This is a genomic window from Mammaliicoccus sp. I-M35, from assembly GCF_022386455.1.
Taxonomy (GTDB): Bacteria; Bacillota; Bacilli; order Staphylococcales; family Staphylococcaceae; genus Mammaliicoccus; species Mammaliicoccus sciuri_A.
Map to the genome: position 1 here is coordinate 81,285 of NZ_JAJNIL010000003.1, position 20,037 is coordinate 101,321.

Genomic DNA, 20,037 nt, shown 5'->3' on the forward strand with positions numbered 1-20,037 from the left:
GTACCCTGTTATTCACTATGTGAAACATAATAAGAAGTTTTGAATAACTTTTGCCATAAAATAAACATAATATAAAAAAGGAACACTGGTATTAATAGAAACCAATGGGGCGTAAGGACAATCATACATATTAACGCCACAATCGATAATATCTCACCAACTAAACGTGGATGAATAAAGTATCGATATATACCATTTTGGTAAATTTTTGCGAGCCTTTTACCGTCTGATTCAATAGGTTCTGTGAATAACGATAAATAAGCAATGATTTGGCCAAATATAAATAAACTGACACCTAAATAAGGTACAGATTGATAAATTGAAAGTGTACTATCTAAATAAACAATGTTTAAAGACATACTAAATACAATCGTAATGATATAAAGTACGAAATATTGATTTTCAATGTAGTTTGGAACGTATTTAATTTGAATCCATGTATGTAAAAATGCCCATATAAGTAACATAGTCGTTACTGCAATCGTGATGAAGTTGATTTCTTTGATGATTATAAAGGATATTAAACCATTCAAAGCAATTGTGATTGAAATAGCGTAATGATTGATACGCGATTTCTTATTCATTACTACAAAGTTATATGACATCAAGACGATACACAGAATGATATTAATTGAAACGAGGAATGCCATATCTGTCTCCTGCCTTAAAATAGTCTCATCTAAGAATTATAACAATTTCTAAACATATAATCACTAAATATATGTTTTGTGAAAAAATTAAAGACCCTTTGACAAATGAATGAAACTTTAATAGTATAAAAGTAAGCTATCTTGTAATACAAAATAGCTGTAAAAATTGGAAGAGGTTATTAAGATGTCGACAATTAAGACACAGATGAGAAAAGGGTTATTAGATGCTTGTATTTTATCTATCATACAATCTCAACCAGTATATGGTTATGAATTATCTCGCAAATTAAATGAACATCAATTTACCGATGTAAGTGAAGGAACGATATATCCTATTTTACTTAGATTATTGAAGAAGGATTTTATTTATAGTGAGTTTAAGCATAGTGAACAAGGACCTAAAAGAAAATATTATTATATTACAGATAAAGGTCGCGAAGAATTAGAAATCGTACGAAAAGAATGGCTTGAAATTAAGGATCCTATTACTAAATTGTTAAAAGGGAGCAATGAAGATGTCTAGAACTACTAAACAACTCATCAAAGAAAACAACGAGAAGAGAAAGCAGCTAAATGAAACGGATTTAGAAGTTTATGAAGATTTCTTGTTATATGTTAGAACAGACTTGCGCGTAAATGAACATGAATCAGAAGTCATATTAATGGATGTTCTTGATCATTTATTAGAAGCTGTTTCAAATGGCACAACTGCAATTGAATTTTTCGGTCATGATGTTAAAGGTCATGCCGATGATATATTAAACGAACTACCGAATGAATCTAATAAAGCAATTTTAAAAATGGTAGGAATGGGTGTAGCTTACTTCTATAGTATATATTTTGTTATTACAGGTATCGTAGGTATATTTGTTGATTATAAGACACCACTTATATCTACACTTTTCCTATTACTTATTGTACCAATAGGTGGATTCTTTATTGTTAAAGCATTATTCAATATTATCCAAAGATATATCTTTGATAAATCTAAATATAAGAAAATAAAAGAATCAGCATATGCTGGACTATTAGTTGGTGTTATACCAGCAATTCTAATATTAGTACCTAATCTTGTATTTAAAGATATGATGAAAGTTTATATTCCTTGGTGGATCTTCCTTATATTAGGGATTGCGATTTATGTTATATATAAAGTTATGAAAAGACAGCCAAAAGCTGTATAAATAATAGACTAAAATAAATAAGCACATCACTTAATGAGCATTTTCAAGTAAGTGATGTGCTTATTTTATATTGTGTATGCTATTTCCTAGGAAATATTAAACACCTTTTTTATTGCTCCATAACAGTGTATGTAGCTGAGGTAGAACAAAAATATCATTTAAAGTATCATTCATTACTTTATCGATCAGTTGTTCATATTTTTCGAGTAATTTTTCAGTATGGTTTGAAACGCTATCGTCTAGATATGGATTACCTACTTGTAAATAGAATGGGATAGAAGGATATCGTTTGTGTATATCTTTAGCAAATTGATAGTCTGCTTCGTCGAAAATCACAACTTTGAGTGAAAGACTTTCTTCTACACATTGTGCGATAACTTCATCTAGTATTGTTAAATTAGGTTTCATACCAGAACTTGGTGGCTTAGGACTAATCGTTAAGTCATCGATTAGTGTCATCCATTCTTGGAATTTAGAGCCTTGAGTTTCAAGTGCGGTCTTTATATTTCTTGCTTTAAGTGCTTCTACAAAAGGTCCGATATTTTTTATCAGAGCAGGGTTACCACCTGATATCGTAACGTGTTGATATTTATTTGGAGCGAGTTGATCTAATTCTGAAATAATATCTTCTGGTTCAAGTAATCGAATATCATCTTTAGCAGAGCCATCCCATGTAAAACTTGAATCGCACCAACTACATCTATAATCACAACCACTTGTTCTAACAAACATCGTTTTTTGACCAATGACTGCACCTTCACCTTGAATCGTTGGACCGAAGATTTCTAACACTGGTATTTTAGGCATTGTTGTCACCTTTCTTAGTTGGACGATAAACGACGTAACTTGTAGGTGTTTCTCTCACAAATACTTGTACACATTTAGGTTGATTATCACGTTTATCTAGAGATGCTTGAACGATATTATAAATAGTTTGAGCAACTTGTTCAGTTGAAGGACTATGATCTTTAAATTCTTCAAAGTCATTTAAAAGTTGATGATCATAACGTTTATGAATTAATGATTTTAATTCGCTAAAGTTCACTAAAAATCCCATTTTATCTAATTCGTCTCCAGCAATTGTTAAATTAACAAAATATGTGTGTCCATGTACATTCATACATTTACCGGCTTCTTCGTGTGGAATATAATGTGCACTTGAAAAATTAAAGTCTTTATTTAGTTCGAAAGCATAAGGGTGTTGAACGCTCGGATAGATTTGTTGTAACATTATAAACTTCCTTTCGTTTCTAGGTATTGGTCTAATCCTTGTTTTCTTAATTTACAAGCAGGACATTCACCGCAACCATCACTCATCACACCGTTATAACATGTTAATGTTTTTTCTCTAACATAGTCTAATGCACCTAATTGATCACTTAGTGCCCAAGTTTCTTTTTTATTCATCCACATGAGCGGTGTATGAATGACGAAATCTTTGTCCATCGATAAGTTAAGGGATAAGTTCATAGATTTAATAAAGCTATCTCTACAATCTGGATACCCGCTAAAGTCTGTTTCGCAAACACCTGTAATAATATGTTTAGCACCAATTTGGTATGCTAATGCACCTGCAAATGATAAGAATAGTAAATTACGTGCTGGCACAAATGTATTAGGTATGCCGTTTTCATCATTTTCTATTTGCATTGAATGGTCTGTTAATGCATTAGGGGATAGTTGTGAAAGTAATGACATATCTAGAATATGATGCTTTAATCCTTGTTCTTTAGCGATATCTTCAGCAACTTTAATTTCTAAATCATGGCGTTGGCCATATTGAAACGTCACTAATTCTACTTCTTTAAAATGTTCTTTCGCGTAGAATAAGCATGTTGTACTATCTTGTCCGCCACTGAACACAACAACTGCTTTTTCATTCTTTAATGTTTCTGACATAGTGTTTCTCCTTTATAAAGGCATAAAAAAAGCCTGCCTTCTATAAAAAGGTAGACGTAGGTGTCTAGTTTTTTATAGAGGGTGTAAGCTAGTAACCTCTTAGTTTATTGAATATACAAATGATAATATAATCAAATTGTAAAAGCAAGTTTAGTATATGGTATGATTGACATGAAATTAACGAAAGAAGAGCGAATAAACATATGATTATAATGATAGATAACCACGATTCTTTTACATATAACATTATCGAGTATATTAATATACTGACAAAAAATGAACAAATAAAAATATTGAAATCTGAAGAGGCAAATTGTGATGTTGTACGTGCAATCAATCCAGATGCTATGATCATTTCACCTGGCCCTGGTCATCCAGATGATTATGTACAGTTAAAGGCGTTTCTTCAATCTATTTATACAGATATACCCATATTAGGTGTATGTCTTGGCTTTCAATTATTGATATCTACTTTTGGTGGCAAAGTCGTAAAAGGTCCACGTCCTGTTCATGGGCATACAGCAACGATTAAACATGATGGGAAAGGTATTTTTGAAGGATTGCCTGAATCATTTGAAGTGGCAAGATATCATTCTTTAATAGCAGATAAACACCATATACCTGAAGGGTTTACGGTTTCAGCATGGTTAGAAGAAGGTATTCCAATGGCTATACGACATCAACATTTACCTATTGAAGCGGTTCAGTATCATCCGGAAGCAATATTAAGTGAATATGGATTAGAACAAATTGCGAATTTCTTAGTAAAGGCAGGTGTAGAGATTGAAGACACATATACAATTTAAGTATATTTCAGACAGTCAAAAAGAAGAGAAATTAGATTATAAATTTGAGAATCCAATTGTCATTAAATATGCAAGAACGATTGAAGAAGTATCAGAGCTTGTGCATGAAGCGGAGCGCTATCAAAAAGAAGGATACTATGTTGTCATGACTTTACCATATGAAAGTGCAGCAGCTTTTGATTCAGCGTTAAATGTTTATAAAGCGTTACATCATTATGGAAATATTCAAGTATTCGAACAACCTGTCTCACACTTTAATGATAAAACGCAACATACATATATAAATGAACATATTGAATGGCGAAGAACAGATTCAGATGAACGTTTAGCAAACAATATACATGCTATTCAAGATGAAATTAGACTAGGAAATACGTATCAAGTTAATTATACGACACAACTTGAATCAGAACCGATTCGTCATGGATATGAATATTACCAATCACTTACAGAGGATGCTAATGGAGATTATCAAGCATATATTGAACTTGAAGATGAAACGATTATATCCATTTCACCAGAACTTTTCTTTCAATATGGTCCTTATCAACAGATGCCAAATATAGTATTAACGAAACCTATGAAAGGTACAATTTCGAGAGGGAATCATAAAGCAGAAGATCAAGCAAATTATGAACGACTAAAGCATTCTCAAAAAGATAGAGCAGAAAATGTCATGATTGTAGATTTACTTAGAAATGATTTGAGTAAAATTTCTGAAGTTGGTACGGTTAATGCCATTGATTTATTTAAAATCGAACCTTATCAAACGGTATATCAAATGACTAGCACGATTCGAAGTCAATTGAAATCACAACAATCATTATTTCATATACTTCAAGCATTGTTCCCATGTGGTTCGATAACAGGTGCTCCAAAAGAATCAACGATGGCCATTATCAAACGACTAGAGAATAGACCAAGAGGCATATATTGTGGAACGATAGGTTTGTTGTTACCTGATAACAGAATGATTTTTAATGTTCCAATCAGAACGATACATTCAAATTCAGAAAGAGCAGTTTATGGCGTTGGAGCTGGTATCACAATAGATTCAAATGCTGAAGCTGAAATTGAGGAATTCAAAATGAAATCTAAAATATTAGAAAGCAGACATGTAAATCTTATTGAAACGATGAGATTAGAAAATGGAAAAGTCCAAAGACGTCACGAACATACGCACAGAATTTCTACGAGTGCTAAAGCGTTAAATATTCGATTTAATAAAGACGAATGGGAAACTATGCTTAACGACATGGTTAATACTTATGTGGATGGCACATATAAATTAAGAGTTGAATTAAATTCGGATGGTACATTTAATGCTGAAACTTCACCAATAGTCGATTCAACTCAATCTTTAACAGCTCAGTTGTTACCGAGTACACCAGTTTCTTCTATTTATACGATACACAAAACAACTGAACGTCATCATTTTCAACATAATCATGATACAGATGTCATATTGTATTATAATGGAGAGAATGAAATAACAGAATTTGATATTGGTAATGTCGTTATTAAAATAGGTGATGCATATATCACACCTCCATATCATGGACAATTTTTAAATGGTTGTATGAGGCAAGCGTTATTAGAAGATAACCTTATCGAAGAAAAAAATATTACTGTGGAAAAGTTAATCAAAGATATCGAAAATTCAAATTGTGAAATATACATGATTAATAGTTTGCGAGAATGGACAAAAATAGATTTAAAATTATGATGGTAATATAAAGATACAAATAGTAAAATAGTAAACATCATATAAGGACGGGTGAAAATAGATGTTCTTAACATTATTATATTTAGTAATAGTGATTGTTATTGCATTCTACTTAAAGCGCATCGTTTTAAGTGAATTGAGAAAAGAAAAAAATAAGCAAAGTTTTGCGTATTTATATATTGGATTTGCCGTTGCAATTGTTTTTGTAGGCTTATTTGTAAATCAATTAACACATGTATTTATTGATTTAACAGATGTATTTTATCGTAAATAATGATGCTTTATATATAGCAGAATAGAATGAGGTGTCTTAAATGCGCATATATCCTAAGGGCGATTCTGCATTAACTGTAATGAGCGATCGTGAACCTTCGAGACAGTTAACGCATGAAATTAATGAATTTAGATTAGAAATATTGGGTCAAGATATGCCTTTTATAGATGAGGTTATACCTAGTGAAAATAGTTTAATGGTTGTGTATCATCCTTATAGCATGATGATGAACCATGATATCAATGAGCCATTTAAATATATGACTGAATTTGTAGAACGTATTATTTATCAGAAAAAGCAAGACATTAATGATAGAGAAGTTACAAAGGAATCGATTATGATAGATGTCATTGTAGGTGGCGAATATGGTCCGGATTTTGATACGTTAACGGACTTGTCTGAAGAAGAACAAAGACAAGTGTTAGAATCTAGAACGTATTTTGTTTCAATGATAGGTCATACTCCAGGATGTCCTTATTTATCTGGTTTAAGTCATCGATTGCATTCAGGTAATGCACAGTTCAAACAATTTATCCCTAAAGGATCATTGTGTATTGAAAGAGATAAATTATTTATTACGACAACTGATACAAGTGGTGAGTGGCCAGTCATTGGTTGGACGAATGTTGAAATATACGATAGACAAAATAATATTTGTAAGCTTAATTTTGGTGATGATGTCATCTTAAATATTGTAGATCAACTACAAAGCAAGGATGGAGGGTATAAGCCATGTCATTAATTATTCGAGAAGCTGGACTATACTCTTCGATTCAAGATTTAGGAAGGCAAAAACAACAACATATTGGCATTGTTAAAAATGGTTCAATCGATCAATTAAACCATAGACTCGCTAATATGCTTGTAGGTAATGAAGAAGGCGAAGCTTTAATCGAAATGACGATTAAGTTGCCGTCTATCCAATTTACAGAACCAACTTTAATCGCATTTACAGGAGCTAACTTCCCAGCATTTGTAGATGGTAAGAAAATAGCACCATATAAAATTCATTTGCTGGATAAAGGTGAAGTATTAAAGTTTGCTGAAGCTTCAAAAGGTACGAGAGGTTATTTAGCAATTGCAGGTGGTATTGTTGCTGAAGAATGGTTAGGTTCAAAATCTACAAGTATCCGTTTAGAAATGGGTGGCTACCACGGTCGTACTTTACAAGCAGGCGATGAAATTGAAATGTGCCGTAACTACACACCTTTACAAAAAAAGCTATTTGAAAATCTAGAAGATAGCAAAACAGCTTCATGGGGCGTTGACCAATATACATTAGCGTTAAATTATTTAACAGATATATTCCATGTTATATCGGGAGAAGGTATGACACACTTTAATGAAGCGGAAATCAAACATCTAGAGAGTCAAGTTTATAAAGTATCTAATCGCTTTAACCGAACAGGATTAACATTAGAAGGGAACTCCGTTATTAATCGTAGAATCGTCGATCAATCATTTTTAAGTGTTAAAAAAGGTACTGTTCTATTAAATGAAGGGAATCAACCGGTCGTAATGTTGAATGATCATCAATCATTATCGAGCTATCCTCAAATTGGAACAATTGCTTCTTATCATATCGATAAATTAGCACAAAAAAAGCAAGGTTCAAAACTCATCTTTAAGAAATTAACAATACAAGAAGCGGAACGCAATATGAGAAAACATGCTCAATTCGTTAAACAAATAAAAACCGGCATTAGATATAAATTAAATGAAGAATTAAACAAATAAATTACATGTGTGAATTGTGTCTATTGTGTGCACTTTTTACACATTTCTTATTTCTATTTTAGGTTTTTAGTTGAAATTTATTGTAAAATAGTATAAATTATAATACTGTACATTAAATATTACAAGAATATTACAATCTTCAATAATATGTAATGAAATAATAATGAAAATTGATATGAGTTGAGATACGGAGGAACAGTATGAAAACTAAAAATAGGAAGATAGGCGTCTTTACATTCTTCTTGCTAACGATTTTAGCAATTTCACTAAAGACTTATTTTGCCTATTATGTAGATTTGTCACTCGGGGTTAAGGGACTCGTACAGAATTTAATTTTATTAATGAACCCATACAGCTTGATTGCGCTAATATTGAGCGTATTCTTATTCTTTAAGGGAAGAAAGTCGTTCTGGTTTATTTTTATCGCTGGATTTGTACTATCGTTCTTACTATATGCGAACGTCGTGTACTTTAGATTCTTTTCAGATTTCTTAACATTTAGTACTTTGAATCAAGTAAGTAACGTAGAATCAATGTCTGGTGCAGTATATAGTTCATTCTCTTGGTACGATTTTATATATTTCACAGATACGATTATTTTCTTATTTGTGTTGATCTTTAAGAGAAATAATTTATCAGTTAAAGCATTTCCTAAGAAATTTGTCCCAGTTGTTATGGGTGTAGCTGTAGCACTGTTTTTCTTAAACTTAGCATTTGCTGAATCAGATAGACCAGAATTATTAACACGTACATTTGACCATAAATATTTAGTTAAATATTTAGGACCATATAACTTTACAGTTTACGACGGGGTTAAAACGATTCAAAATAATTCACAAAAAGCATTAGCAAGTGAAGATGATTTAACACAAGTTAAAAATTATACAAAACAGAAGTATCAAGAACCTAACAAAGAAACATTTGGTATCGCTAAAGACAAGAACGTTATTAAAATTCACTTAGAAAGTTTCCAATCTTTCTTAATTGACTTCAAAGTTAATGGTGAAGAAGTAACGCCTTATTTAAACTCTTTAGCTAAAGGTGATAAAGGTTACAAATACTATCCAAACTTCTTCCATCAAACGGGACAAGGTAAAACAGCCGATTCAGAATTAACGATGGATAATAGTATTTTCGGTTTACCACAAGGTTCAGCATTCTCATTAAAAGGTGACAACACTTATCAATCACTACCAGCAATTTTAAATCAACAAGGCGGCTATGAAACATCAGTTATGCATGGTGATTACAAAACATTCTGGAACAGAGATCAAGTGTACAAGCATTTTGGTGTAGATAAGTTCTATGATGCAACTTATTATGATATGCAACAAAAAAATCTTGAAAACTTAGGCTTAAAAGATGAAGTATTCTTTGATGAATCCATTGCACATCTAAAAGAACAAAAAGAACCATTCTATTCTCATTTAATTACGTTGACTAACCATTACCCATTCACATTGAGTAAAGAAGACGCAACGATAGAGAAACCAGATACAGGTAGTGCAACTCTAGATGGATACATTCAAACAGCTCGTTATTTAGATGAATCATTAGAAAAATTCATGACAGAACTTAAAAAAGAAGGTTTATATGATGATTCAGTAATCATCATTTACGGAGACCACTATGGTATTTCTGAAAACCATAATAAAGCAATGGCTAATTTACTTGGTGAAGATGAAATCACACCAGCTAAATTCATGGACTTAAACAGAACACCATTCTTTATGAAAGTGCCAGGTCTTAAAGGTGGCGTCGATGAAACATACGGTGGCCAAACTGATGTAATGCCTACACTATTAGATGTATTAGGTATTAAATCAAACAACTACATTATGTTTGGTACAGACTTATTAGCTAAAGGACACGATCAAACAGTTGCATTTAGAAATGGTGATTTTATAACGCCAGAATATAAATCAATCGGTAGCACTGTGTACGATAATAAGACTAATAAACCTATGAAGACGAAACCTAAAGATTTAGAAGAAAATAAAAATAACGTCGAAAAAGAACTCGAATTATCAGATCAGTTATTACACGGAGACTTATTCAGATTCTATGATAACCCTGACTTCAAGAAAGTTAAGCCATCAAACTATGAATACAAATCCGGTAACGGCTATCAAGAAAAATAATTATGAGTATATGAGTACCACAAAATCATGAGATTTTGTGGTACTTTTTTGTGTTGGAAATGGGGGTTGTGGGGTGGTGACTGGGAAAAGTACTTTTTAATATGGATTATGAGATAGAAGATGATGTGGGCGATACAGGATATAGGGTGGAGAAGTATGATTTAGTAGGAGATGTGAGTTTAAGAGGTAGTAAACCCACATCTTTTCAAAAATATAAAATGATTATATAGAAATGAACACTTTTGATTATTTAAAAAACTCCAAGTCATAGCTTAACGCCTGAATAAAGCCAAGAGATAGCCCAAGTCGTAGCTTAACTTCCTAATAAAGCCAAGAGATAGCCTAAGTCGTAGCTTAACTTCCTAATAAAGCCAAGAGATAGCGCAAGTCATGGCTTAACGCCTAACTTAAGCCAAGAGATGGTCCAAGTCGTAGCTTAACTTTCTAATAAAGCCAAGAGATAGCCCAAGTCGTAGCTTAACTCCAACTTAAGCCAAGAGATTCCCAACATCGACATCTCCAAAATCATCAACAGCTCCAATTTATCCAATATCCACAACCCCCACATATCCACAACCCCCACATATCCCACAACACTCGCACACCAACACATTAAACAATGAAAAAATCCCAATCGTCCTCACGATTGGGATTTCTATTCTATCTAACCTAAAGCGACGTCTAGTATCATCATTATTGTGAATCCACCCATTAATCCTAATGTTGCTAAGTCAGTGTTATTACCTGACTGTGATTCGGGGATGAGTTCTTCTACAACGACAAATATCATTGCGCCGGCTGCGAATGCTAATGCATATGGTAATACTGGTGTTGCAATGACAACTAGTAATGCACCTAACATTGCGAATACAGGTTCTACTAAAGCGGAAGCTTGACCATAGTTAAATGACTTCCATCTTGATAAACCTGATGCACGGATTGGCATCGAGAGTGCTGCGCCTTCTGGAATGTTTTGTATACCGATACCGATTGCTAATCCAAGTGCGCCTAATAATGTTGCGCCTTCATTTCCAGTTGCAACACCTCCGAAAGCAACACCGATAGCCATACCTTCTGGAATGTTATGCAATGTGATTGCTAAAAACAGCAAAGTGTTTTTTCCTAATTTAGTATCTGGTCCTTCTACTCGCTGACTTTTATCAACTGCATTTTGGTGTGCGTGAGGTATGACAAAGTCTAATAGTCTAATAAACAATCCGCCTAAAAGAAAGCCGATTGCTGCTGGTAACCAAGGCATTGCTGAATGTGAACTTTGTTCTATAGAAGGTTGTAATAAAGACCAAAAACTAGCTGCAATCATGACACCTGCAGCAAATCCTTGCATTGTATTGATAACTTTTGTGTCTATATTTTTGAACAAGTAAACGAACGATGCACCGAATGCTGTTAACAGCCATGTGATGATACCTGCGAATAATGCTTGCAAGTATGGTGGTAGTTCTGTAAAAATCTGTTGCATAGTTTTTGCTCCTTCATATCTTTTGTGTGAAAAAAAGTGTATAATATATTAATTGAAAACTGAGAATACTAAAGGATGTTAATTCATGGAAGCATATAAAATTGAAAAACTTAATAAGCAATATGGTGACAAAATTATTTTTGATGATTTAGATTTATCCATTTCTTACAAAGAACGCATTGGTTTAGTTGGAATCAATGGAACAGGGAAAAGTACTTTGCTTAAAGTTATTGCAAATATTGATGATGATTATGATGCGAAGACATCTTATCCTAACCAATATCAAATTGCATATGCAAGCCAAAAGCCTGAACTTGATGAATCTTTAACTGTAATCGATGAAGTATTAAATAACGAAACTGAAATGACGAAAGTGATTTCTAAATATGAAAATGCTTTAAATCAATATCAACAGACTGGTGAATCTAAAGATTTAGATCTTATGATGAAATATCAATCTGATATGGATAGATTAAATGCATGGGATTACAGTGCAGACGTTAAAACTATTCTATCAAAACTAGGTATAAATGACTATCTTAAAAAAATAGCTACATTAAGTGGTGGACAGAAAAAAAGAGTTGCACTAGCAAAAGAATTAATACGTAAACCAGATTTATTATTATTAGATGAACCGACAAACCATTTAGACATTGAAGGAATTGAATGGCTTGTTAACTATATTAAACAATATCCCCATACAATCATGTTTGTTACACATGATCGTCATTTCTTAAATCAAGTTTCTACAAGAATTGTTGAACTTTCAAATGGTAAACTCACAAGTTATCCAGGTAATTATGAAGCGTATATTGAAGCAAGAGCTGAAAAAGAAGAAATTGAAGCACAACAACATGTTAAAAAGAAAGCGCTGTATAAACAAGAATTGCATTGGATGAGACAAGGTGCTAAAGCTAGATCAACGAAACAACAAGCGAGAATTCAAAGGTTTAATACGTTAGAAGAAGATTTATCAAATAGAAAAACACAAGGTGAAGCAAGTTTAAATTTAGCCCATTCACGCCTTGGTAAACAAGTATTTGAGTTAGACGATATTTCTAAATCTGTTGGAGATAGAAAGTTATTTGAACACTTTACAACGATTATTCAAAAAGGCGATAGAATTGGTATTGTTGGAGAAAACGGTGCAGGTAAAACAACATTACTCAATATTATTAGTGGGTTAGATCAAACTTTTGAAGGTAATCTCATTACTGGTCAAACTGTAAAAATTGCTTATTTTAAACAGCAAGATGAAAGTTTAACTTCAGATAAGAGAATGATTGATTATCTAAGAGAAGAAAGTGAGGTTGCTAAAGAAAAAGATGGCACAGTTGTATCTGTTACGCAGTTGTTAGAAAGATTTCTATTCCCAAGTCAAACGCATGGCACTCAAATTAATAAATTATCAGGTGGAGAACAAAAACGTTTATATTTATTAAAACTATTAGTTCACGAACCAAATGTATTAATTCTTGATGAGCCAACAAACGATTTAGATACTGAAACTTTAACAATATTAGAAGCTTATATTAATGAGTTCGGTGGAACAGTTATAACGGTAAGTCACGATAGATACTTCTTAAATAAAGTGGCCAATAAATATTGGTATATCCATGATCAACAAATCGAACCTATGCTAGGTACATTTGAAGACTATTTAGAATATAAAAGAGAGCTTGAGAAAAAAGCAACACAACAACATAAAGAAGTTCAAAAAACAGAAACGAAACCTAAGACTTCTGCTAGATTATCGTTCAAAGAAAAGCGTGAACTAGAACAACTCGAGAAAAATATCGAATATATAGAAACAAGATTAGAAGAAATTGACCAAGAAATGGTTGAACATGCTACAAATTATGAAAAATTAAATGAACTCGCAAATGAAAAGACATCAATTGAAACGCAATATGAAGAAGATTATATGCGTTGGTCATCCTTATCAGACAGATTATAAGCGTATAGAGGTGTATATATAGATGCAAAATATTTTAAAAGAGTATTTCGGATATCAACAATTTAGAGATGGACAGAAAGAAATTATTGATAAAGTTATTGATCATCGTCCCACTTTAGGTGTTATGCCAACAGGTGGCGGTAAATCGATTTGTTATCAAGTACCAGGTCTATATTTAGATGGATTAACGATTGTGATTAGTCCATTGATTTCATTAATGAAAGACCAAGTTGATAGCTTGAGATCGATGGGTATCAAAGCTGAATTTTTAAACAGTACTTTAACAGCCAAAGAGAAAAAAAGAGTAGAGAATGAACTTGTCTCAGGACAGTTGAAATTTCTATATATTGCACCTGAAAGATTTAATCAACCACAGTTTATACAAATGTTGAACAAATGTAATGTACAGCTCATCGCATTTGATGAAGCACATTGTATTTCGAAGTGGGGACATGATTTTAGACCAAGTTATCAAGAAGTGATCACACATGTTATGAGCTTGCCTCATCATTTTAGATTGGTGGCATTAACAGCAACAGCTACTAAAGAAGTACAAGAAGATATTTCTCAAAAATTAGGAATTGCTGAAAGTGATATTGTTGAAACGTCTATTAAACGTGAGAACTTAACGTTTAAAGTGAACAATACATATCAGAGACTTAATTTTGTTAAAGATTATGTGAAGAAAAATATTCATCAATCAGGAATTATTTATTGTTCTACTAGAAAACAAGTTGAACAATTAAGTGAAACATTTGATGATTTAGAAATTAAAAATGTGATGTATCATGCAGGATTACCAAAAGATGAAAGAGAACGTGCACAACGTAAATTCATTGAAGATGATATCAAATTAGCAATTGCAACAAATGCTTTTGGTATGGGGATTGATAAATCAAACGTTAGATTCGTGATTCATTATAATATGCCTCAAGATATCGAATCATATTATCAAGAGGCTGGTCGTGCTGGTCGTGATCAGTTAGACAGTGAATGTATCTTATTATTCTCAGACCGTGATATAGACCTTCAAAAATTCTTCATTTCTTCAAGTTCGGCAGACGATGAATACAAAGAAAAGCAAGGCGAAAAGCTTCGACAAATGATTCAATATACGAAGACGACTAAATGTTTAGAAGCGATGATGATTCATTACTTTAATCCTGATGAAAAATTAGAAGAGTGTGGCAGATGTTCTAGTTGTTTACAATCAGAAAAATCCTATAACATGACAACTGAAGCACAAAAAATATTAAGTTGTATCGCAAGGTTAAAACAAAAAGAAAAACGTAATATGATTATTCAAGTATTAAGAGGGGAACAAACACCTCAAATAACATCTTTAGGATATGATGAACTCAGTACTTATGGCATTTTAAAAGATTATACGACGAATGAATGTCATCATTTACTAGATGAATTGCGTTATAAAGGCTATTTAAATGAACATAAAGAAATATTAAGTGTTGACCAAGATGCAATGGATGTATTGCGTGGAAAAGTTGAAATTATGACAACGCCATTTAAATCTAAGCCGAAAGAAATAGTTGATATCCAAACGATTACAGATGTTGATAGATCTTTATTTGATCGATTAATAGAAGTTAGAAAAGATTTAAGTAAAGAATTAGAAGTTTCACCACTTTCTATATTTTCTGACCAAATTTTAGAGCAATTTGCTAAACGATTACCTGAATCTAAAAAAGAAATGATTTTAATAGACGGTATTGGAAGTTATAAATTGAAACACTATTGTCCGATATTTATTGAAACCATTAAAAATTATAAACAACCCATTTAAGAAGAATAGGCATTTTATTGTGAAATTAGGGTAAATAATATAGAAGAAATTCTAGCACTGATAAAAAAGAGGAATGTGGTGTCTATTAATGATTAAGTTTGAAGCTGTTTCAAAGATATACGGGGATAAGAAAGCAGTAGATAATGTAAGTTTTAATATTAATGAAGGTGAATTTTTTGTACTTATAGGACCTTCTGGGTGCGGAAAGACTACAACACTTAAAATGATCAACAGGTTAATACCTTTATCAGAAGGATTTATATATTTTAACGATAAACCAATAAGTGATTATGATGTTGCGGAGATGCGATGGGATATTGGGTATGTTCTTCAACAAATCGCACTTTTCCCGCATATGACGATTAAAGAAAATATTGCGCAAGTACCAGAGATGAAGAAATGGAAAAAGAAAGATATTGCAAATAGAGTAGATGAATTACTTACTATGGTTGGTTTAGATCCTGAAACATATCGGGATAGATATCCAAGTGAGCTATCTGGAGGACAACAACAACGTATTGGCGTTATTCGAGCACTTGCTTCCGATCCGCCAGTTGTCTTAATGGATGAACCATTTAGTGCACTAGATCCAATTAGTAGAAAGAATCTACAAGATGATTTACTTGAACTTCAATCGCAAATTAAAAAAACAATCGTCTTTGTAACGCATGATATTGAAGAAGCCATGAAAATGGGAGACCGTATTTGCTTATTGAACCAAGGACATGTGGAGCAAATTGGAACGACAGAAGACTTTATTCATCGCCCTAAGAATGATTTCGTAAAATCATTTATTGGTAATGTGGATGCGCATGTATTGAAACAAGTGAAGTTAGGTGATATTGCGCAACCAATTTCAGAAGTAAATACGCAATCTATTGATCAATATCCTAAAGTATCACCAGATCAAACGATTGACGATATATATGGATTATTAGCAGAACACGAAGCGATTGTGATGGATTCAGAAAATGCAGCACCAAGCCATATTGTGACAAGACAATATGTGTTTAGTTATTTAGCAGAAAAGAATAGAGGTGTTTCTTCATGAATGCCTTAATCGAAACACTTTCAAGCCGTAAAGGGCAACTTTTAGAAACGTTAATTGAACATATTCAATTATCATTTATTGCACTTTTAATCGCAGTCGTAATCGCAGTTCCGTTAGGTATATTGCTGACAAAGACTAAAAAGCTAGCCGAAGTTATTATTAACATTGCAGCTGTATTACAAACAATACCATCTCTTGCTTTACTAGGTTTAATGATTCCGTTATTTGGTATAGGGCGTATACCGGCAATTATTGCACTTGTTATATACGCGTTATTACCGATATTAAGGAATACATATACCGGTATTAAAGAAGTAGACCCTTCATTGATTGAAGCGGCACGTGGTATAGGTATGAAGACTGGTAGAAGATTGTCTAAAGTTGAGTTACCACTTGCAATGCCAGTTATGATGGCTGGTATTCGAACAGCTATGGTATTAATTATTGGTACAGCAACATTAGCGGCTTTAATAGGTGCTGGTGGTCTAGGGGATTTAATATTATTAGGTATTGATCGAAATAATACATCTCTTATATTACTAGGCGCAATTCCTGCAGCTATTTTAGCAATTTTCTTTGATGTATTTTTAAGAATTTTAGAAAGAATTTCATACAAAAAATCTTTAATTATACTTGGAACAATATTAGTCATATTCTTATTATCTGTGACGATACCTTTATTTGCTCAAAAAGGTGATAAAATTACTTTAGCAGGTAAGTTAGGATCTGAACCAGAAGTTATCACTAATATGTATAAGATTTTAATTGAAGAAGAAACTGACAACACTGTTGAAGTTAAAGCAGGTATGGGTAAGACTTCCTTCCTATTTAATGCATTAAAGTCTGACGAAATAGATGGATATTTAGAATTCACAGGTACAGTTCTAGGTGAGTTAACGAAAGAAACACCTAAATCAACAACTGAGAAAGAAGTATATAATCAAGCTAATAATAGCCTTGATAAAAAGTTTGATATGCAATTACTTGAACCGATGAAATATAATAATACGTATGCTTTAGCAGTTAAAAAAGAATATGCTGAAAAGCATAATATTAAAACTATTTCAGATTTAAGTAAGGTTGAAGATGAAATACGACCTGGTTTCACTTTAGAGTTTAATGACCGTGAAGATGGTTACAAAGGTATTCAAAAGAAATATGATTTAAACTTTAAAGATGTTAAAACAATGGAACCTAAATTAAGATATCAAGCGCTTGAAAGTAATGATATTGATTTAATCGATGCATATTCAACAGATGCAGAGCTTAAAGAATATGGCATGGTTGTCTTAGAAGATGACAAAAAATTATTCCCACCATACCAAGGTGCACCACTTATGAAAAAAGAAACAATTAAAGAGCATCCAGATGTGGTGAAAGCTATGAATAAATTAAAAGGCAAAATATCTGATGAAGAAATGCAAGAAATGAATTATAGAGTTACAATCAAGGATGAAGATGCTTATCAAGTCGCGAAAGAATATTTACAGAAGAATGACTTGATTGATTAAATACCATTGATTTATGAAAATGATTAGGTCTATAATACTAATAAATTAACAAACGGTAAATTTCGATTTACCGTTTTTATATTTCAACTTGGAGGTCTAAAAATGAAGCAACAATTAAGTGAATTACAAGCATACCAACCGGGGTTATCTCCGAGACAATTAAAAGAAAAGTACGGCATAGATGGAGACATGGTCAAACTTGCTTCAAATGAGAATTTGTATGGTCCTTCACCAAATGTTAAAGAAGCAATCAAAGCTAATTTAGACGAATTATTCTACTATCCAGAAGTGAAACAATTTGAAGTGAAAGAAACATTAAGTACATTTCTCAATGTGAAGAAAGAACAAATATTCTTTGGCTCAGGTTTAGATGAAGTGATTATGATTATTTCAAGAGCAGTTCTTGAAAAAGATGATGAAATCTTAACGAGTGACATGACATTTGGACAGTATAGACATCATGCTATTATTGAAAGTGCCCAAGTTAAAACAACACCAATTAAAGATGGATATTTTGATTTAGATGCAATGTATGAACAAATTACAGATAAAACGAAACTGATTTGGATTTGTAATCCGAATAACCCAACAGGTACATATTTGCCTCATGATGCTATAGAAGCATTTATTCAAAAAGTACCAGATGATATTATCGTTTTAATAGATGAAGCATATATAGAATTTGCTGTTGCTGAAGACATGCCAAATAGTTTAGAATTACTTTCAAAATATAATCAAGTCGTTGTCTTACGTACTCTTTCTAAAGCGTATGGATTAGCAGCACAACGTATTGGTTATGCAATCGCTAATGAATCATTATTAGACCAATTAGATATTGTCAGATTACCATTCAATGTAACGTCACTTTCAGCTGTTGCAGCAGATGCCGCAATTAAAGATCAAGCTTACTTAAAAGACATTACAACAAAGAATCGTCATGAAATTGAAAAATTCTTAAATGCATCTTTTAAAGAACATATTTATGATAGCCAAACGAACTTTATATACGTTAATACAAACGAACCTCAAGTATTATATGATTATTTAATAAAAGAAGGCTTTATTACGAGACCATTCCCAAATGGTGTACGTATTACGATGGGCTTTAGTGAACATAACGATAAGATGATACAAGTATTAGAAGAATTCTTTAAAACACACAGTTCGTAATAAAGGAAAGGCAGTACGTTCTTTGGTATACTAGTAGACATTGATATATAAAGGAGAAGGTATAATGACGAAGCAAACAATTGGTATCGATATGGATGAAGTGCTAGCTGACACAATAAAAAAACTTTTAAGACGTTACAATGAAGAAACTTCTTCTAATGTTACTATGGAAGAACTTAAAGGTACTAAAATCCGTAATATGATGCCTGAACATCAAGGTATTTTGACAAGTATTTTAAGAGAAGATGGATTTTTTAGAGACTTAGAAGTATTTCCAGACGCTGTAGAAGTTGTACAGAAGTTAAATGAATACTATGACGTTTATATTGTTACAGCAGCGATGGACGTACCAACATCATTTGCTGATAAATACGCTTGGCTAAGAGAACATATGCCATTCTTAGACCCTCAACACTTTGTATTTTGTGGAGATAAAGGTATCGTCAATACAGATTATTTAATTGATGATAATCCTAAACAACTTGAAAGCTTCAATAATCATTCAATTATGTATGCAGCAGATCATAATATTGATATTGATAAATGGCCAAAAGTTCAAAACTGGAAAGAAGTAGAAGCATATTTCTTAGGTGAAAACGGGGAATATAATAAACAACAAGAATCTTTATCAGAATCATATAAATAAAGTA

The 20,037-nt window shown here is 32.3% G+C and carries 20 protein-coding genes; 15 read left to right on the forward strand and 5 right to left on the reverse strand.

Annotated elements, in window-relative coordinates:
* Window positions 1-8 precede the first annotated feature (8 nt).
* Entirely contained in the window at window positions 9-650 is a 642-nt protein-coding gene (locus tag LQ679_RS04650) for a hypothetical protein (RefSeq protein ID WP_037589261.1), read from the reverse strand.
* Window positions 651-834: 184 nt separating this feature from the next.
* On the opposite strand from LQ679_RS04650, the gene LQ679_RS04655 reads away from it, so the two are divergent.
* Together LQ679_RS04655 and LQ679_RS04660 are read left to right on the forward strand one after the other, a co-directional pair.
* Window positions 835-1,173 (forward strand): PadR family transcriptional regulator, encoded by a 339-nt coding sequence (locus LQ679_RS04655; protein ID WP_025904753.1) that lies wholly within the window; start codon window positions 835-837, stop codon window positions 1,171-1,173.
* On the forward strand, window positions 1,166-1,834 hold the full coding sequence (locus LQ679_RS04660) for a DUF1129 family protein (protein WP_185805776.1): 669 nt from the start codon (window positions 1,166-1,168) through the stop codon (window positions 1,832-1,834). The genes LQ679_RS04655 and LQ679_RS04660 overlap by 8 nt, the downstream gene beginning before the upstream one ends.
* Before the next feature lie 96 nt (window positions 1,835-1,930).
* Here the strand turns inward: LQ679_RS04660 and queE are convergent, their stop codons facing one another.
* Genes queE through queC form a run of 3 tightly spaced genes read right to left on the reverse strand, consistent with a single transcriptional unit; the run spans window position 1,931 to window position 3,733 of the window.
* Complete coding sequence (gene queE, locus LQ679_RS04665; RefSeq protein WP_119493789.1) at window positions 1,931-2,641, reverse strand: 7-carboxy-7-deazaguanine synthase QueE; 711 nt, start codon at window positions 2,639-2,641, stop codon at window positions 1,931-1,933.
* Window positions 2,634-3,065: a 6-carboxytetrahydropterin synthase QueD gene (gene queD, locus LQ679_RS04670; RefSeq protein WP_048539957.1), complete on the reverse strand. Its 432-nt coding sequence runs from the start codon at window positions 3,063-3,065 to the stop codon at window positions 2,634-2,636. Before queD ends, queE begins: the two co-directional genes overlap by 8 nt.
* Window positions 3,065-3,733, reverse strand: a complete 669-nt coding sequence (queC, locus tag LQ679_RS04675) for a 7-cyano-7-deazaguanine synthase QueC (protein ID WP_239762203.1) — start codon at window positions 3,731-3,733, stop codon at window positions 3,065-3,067. Before queC ends, queD begins: the two co-directional genes overlap by 1 nt.
* 203 nt (window positions 3,734-3,936) lie before the next feature.
* Between queC and LQ679_RS04680 the strand changes: the two genes are divergently transcribed.
* From LQ679_RS04680 to LQ679_RS14785, 7 genes are all read left to right on the forward strand, one after another.
* The gene (locus LQ679_RS04680) at window positions 3,937-4,539 is read left to right on the forward strand and encodes an anthranilate synthase component II (RefSeq protein WP_204173358.1); all 603 of its coding nucleotides are present in this window, start codon (window positions 3,937-3,939) and stop codon (window positions 4,537-4,539) included.
* Complete coding sequence (locus LQ679_RS04685) at window positions 4,517-6,265, forward strand: bifunctional chorismate-binding protein/class IV aminotransferase (RefSeq protein ID WP_239762204.1); 1,749 nt, start codon at window positions 4,517-4,519, stop codon at window positions 6,263-6,265. Before LQ679_RS04680 ends, LQ679_RS04685 begins: the two co-directional genes overlap by 23 nt.
* Before the next feature lie 61 nt (window positions 6,266-6,326).
* Window positions 6,327-6,539 carry a hypothetical protein gene (locus tag LQ679_RS04690; protein ID WP_025904760.1) on the forward strand — a complete coding sequence of 71 codons (213 nt, stop codon included), beginning with the start codon at window positions 6,327-6,329 and terminating at the stop codon, window positions 6,537-6,539.
* Window positions 6,540-6,579: 40 nt separating this feature from the next.
* Entirely contained in the window at window positions 6,580-7,281 is a 702-nt protein-coding gene (locus LQ679_RS04695; RefSeq protein WP_239762205.1) for a carboxyltransferase domain-containing protein, read from the forward strand.
* A complete protein-coding gene (locus LQ679_RS04700; RefSeq protein ID WP_239762206.1) occupies window positions 7,272-8,276 on the forward strand; it encodes a 5-oxoprolinase subunit C family protein in 1,005 nt (334 codons plus the stop codon). Before LQ679_RS04695 ends, LQ679_RS04700 begins: the two co-directional genes overlap by 10 nt.
* A gap of 200 nt (window positions 8,277-8,476) precedes the next feature.
* On the forward strand, window positions 8,477-10,417 hold the full coding sequence (gene ltaS / locus LQ679_RS04705; protein WP_025904763.1) for a polyglycerol-phosphate lipoteichoic acid synthase LtaS: 1,941 nt from the start codon (window positions 8,477-8,479) through the stop codon (window positions 10,415-10,417).
* A 101-nt stretch (window positions 10,418-10,518) separates the two neighbouring features.
* Window positions 10,519-10,647 carry a hypothetical protein gene (locus LQ679_RS14785; RefSeq protein ID WP_275589892.1) on the forward strand — a complete coding sequence of 43 codons (129 nt, stop codon included), beginning with the start codon at window positions 10,519-10,521 and terminating at the stop codon, window positions 10,645-10,647.
* Window positions 10,648-11,081: 434 nt separating this feature from the next.
* On the opposite strand, the gene LQ679_RS04710 is transcribed toward LQ679_RS14785, so the two are convergent.
* Complete coding sequence (locus LQ679_RS04710) at window positions 11,082-11,897, reverse strand: ZIP family metal transporter (protein WP_037588700.1); 816 nt, start codon at window positions 11,895-11,897, stop codon at window positions 11,082-11,084.
* A gap of 85 nt (window positions 11,898-11,982) precedes the next feature.
* Here LQ679_RS04710 and LQ679_RS04715 point away from each other — a divergent pair, with 85 nt between their 5' ends.
* From LQ679_RS04715 to LQ679_RS04740, 6 genes are all read left to right on the forward strand, one after another.
* Window positions 11,983-13,854, forward strand: coding sequence for an ABC-F family ATP-binding cassette domain-containing protein (locus LQ679_RS04715; RefSeq protein ID WP_107576943.1), 1,872 nt, complete (start codon window positions 11,983-11,985; stop codon window positions 13,852-13,854).
* Window positions 13,855-13,876: 22 nt separating this feature from the next.
* Window positions 13,877-15,655, forward strand: coding sequence for a DNA helicase RecQ (gene recQ / locus LQ679_RS04720; RefSeq protein ID WP_025905404.1), 1,779 nt, complete (start codon window positions 13,877-13,879; stop codon window positions 15,653-15,655).
* 88 nt (window positions 15,656-15,743) lie between these two features.
* Entirely contained in the window at window positions 15,744-16,706 is a 963-nt protein-coding gene (locus LQ679_RS04725) for an ABC transporter ATP-binding protein (RefSeq protein WP_191836349.1), read from the forward strand.
* The gene (locus tag LQ679_RS04730) at window positions 16,703-18,217 is read left to right on the forward strand and encodes an ABC transporter permease/substrate-binding protein (RefSeq protein ID WP_037588706.1); all 1,515 of its coding nucleotides are present in this window, start codon (window positions 16,703-16,705) and stop codon (window positions 18,215-18,217) included. The genes LQ679_RS04725 and LQ679_RS04730 overlap by 4 nt, the downstream gene beginning before the upstream one ends.
* 102 nt (window positions 18,218-18,319) lie before the next feature.
* Window positions 18,320-19,387 (forward strand): histidinol-phosphate transaminase, encoded by a 1,068-nt coding sequence (gene hisC, locus LQ679_RS04735; RefSeq protein WP_126476671.1) that lies wholly within the window; start codon window positions 18,320-18,322, stop codon window positions 19,385-19,387.
* A 64-nt stretch (window positions 19,388-19,451) separates the two neighbouring features.
* Complete coding sequence (locus tag LQ679_RS04740) at window positions 19,452-20,033, forward strand: 5' nucleotidase, NT5C type (protein ID WP_025905408.1); 582 nt, start codon at window positions 19,452-19,454, stop codon at window positions 20,031-20,033.
* Window positions 20,034-20,037: the final 4 nt, after the last annotated feature.

Bases quoted from the DNA above. Each gene is read 5' to 3' on its own strand.
- LQ679_RS04650 (WP_037589261.1), bottom strand. From the start codon at position 650: ATGGCATTCCTCGTTTCAATTAATATCATTCTGTGTATCGTCTTGATG.
- LQ679_RS04655 (WP_025904753.1), top strand. From the start codon at position 835: ATGTCGACAATTAAGACACAGATGAGAAAAGGGTTATTAGATGCTTGT.
- LQ679_RS04660 (WP_185805776.1), top strand. From the start codon at position 1,166: ATGTCTAGAACTACTAAACAACTCATCAAAGAAAACAACGAGAAGAGA.
- queE (WP_119493789.1), bottom strand. From the start codon at position 2,641: ATGCCTAAAATACCAGTGTTAGAAATCTTCGGTCCAACGATTCAAGGT.
- queD (WP_048539957.1), bottom strand. From the start codon at position 3,065: ATGTTACAACAAATCTATCCGAGCGTTCAACACCCTTATGCTTTCGAA.
- queC (WP_239762203.1), bottom strand. From the start codon at position 3,733: ATGTCAGAAACATTAAAGAATGAAAAAGCAGTTGTTGTGTTCAGTGGC.
- LQ679_RS04680 (WP_204173358.1), top strand. From the start codon at position 3,937: ATGATTATAATGATAGATAACCACGATTCTTTTACATATAACATTATC.
- LQ679_RS04690 (WP_025904760.1), top strand. From the start codon at position 6,327: ATGTTCTTAACATTATTATATTTAGTAATAGTGATTGTTATTGCATTC.
- LQ679_RS04695 (WP_239762205.1), top strand. From the start codon at position 6,580: ATGCGCATATATCCTAAGGGCGATTCTGCATTAACTGTAATGAGCGAT.
- LQ679_RS04700 (WP_239762206.1), top strand. From the start codon at position 7,272: ATGTCATTAATTATTCGAGAAGCTGGACTATACTCTTCGATTCAAGAT.
- ltaS (WP_025904763.1), top strand. From the start codon at position 8,477: ATGAAAACTAAAAATAGGAAGATAGGCGTCTTTACATTCTTCTTGCTA.
- LQ679_RS14785 (WP_275589892.1), top strand. From the start codon at position 10,519: ATGGATTATGAGATAGAAGATGATGTGGGCGATACAGGATATAGGGTG.
- LQ679_RS04710 (WP_037588700.1), bottom strand. From the start codon at position 11,897: ATGCAACAGATTTTTACAGAACTACCACCATACTTGCAAGCATTATTC.
- LQ679_RS04715 (WP_107576943.1), top strand. From the start codon at position 11,983: ATGGAAGCATATAAAATTGAAAAACTTAATAAGCAATATGGTGACAAA.
- recQ (WP_025905404.1), top strand. From the start codon at position 13,877: ATGCAAAATATTTTAAAAGAGTATTTCGGATATCAACAATTTAGAGAT.
- LQ679_RS04725 (WP_191836349.1), top strand. From the start codon at position 15,744: ATGATTAAGTTTGAAGCTGTTTCAAAGATATACGGGGATAAGAAAGCA.
- LQ679_RS04730 (WP_037588706.1), top strand. From the start codon at position 16,703: ATGAATGCCTTAATCGAAACACTTTCAAGCCGTAAAGGGCAACTTTTA.
- hisC (WP_126476671.1), top strand. From the start codon at position 18,320: ATGAAGCAACAATTAAGTGAATTACAAGCATACCAACCGGGGTTATCT.
- LQ679_RS04740 (WP_025905408.1), top strand. From the start codon at position 19,452: ATGACGAAGCAAACAATTGGTATCGATATGGATGAAGTGCTAGCTGAC.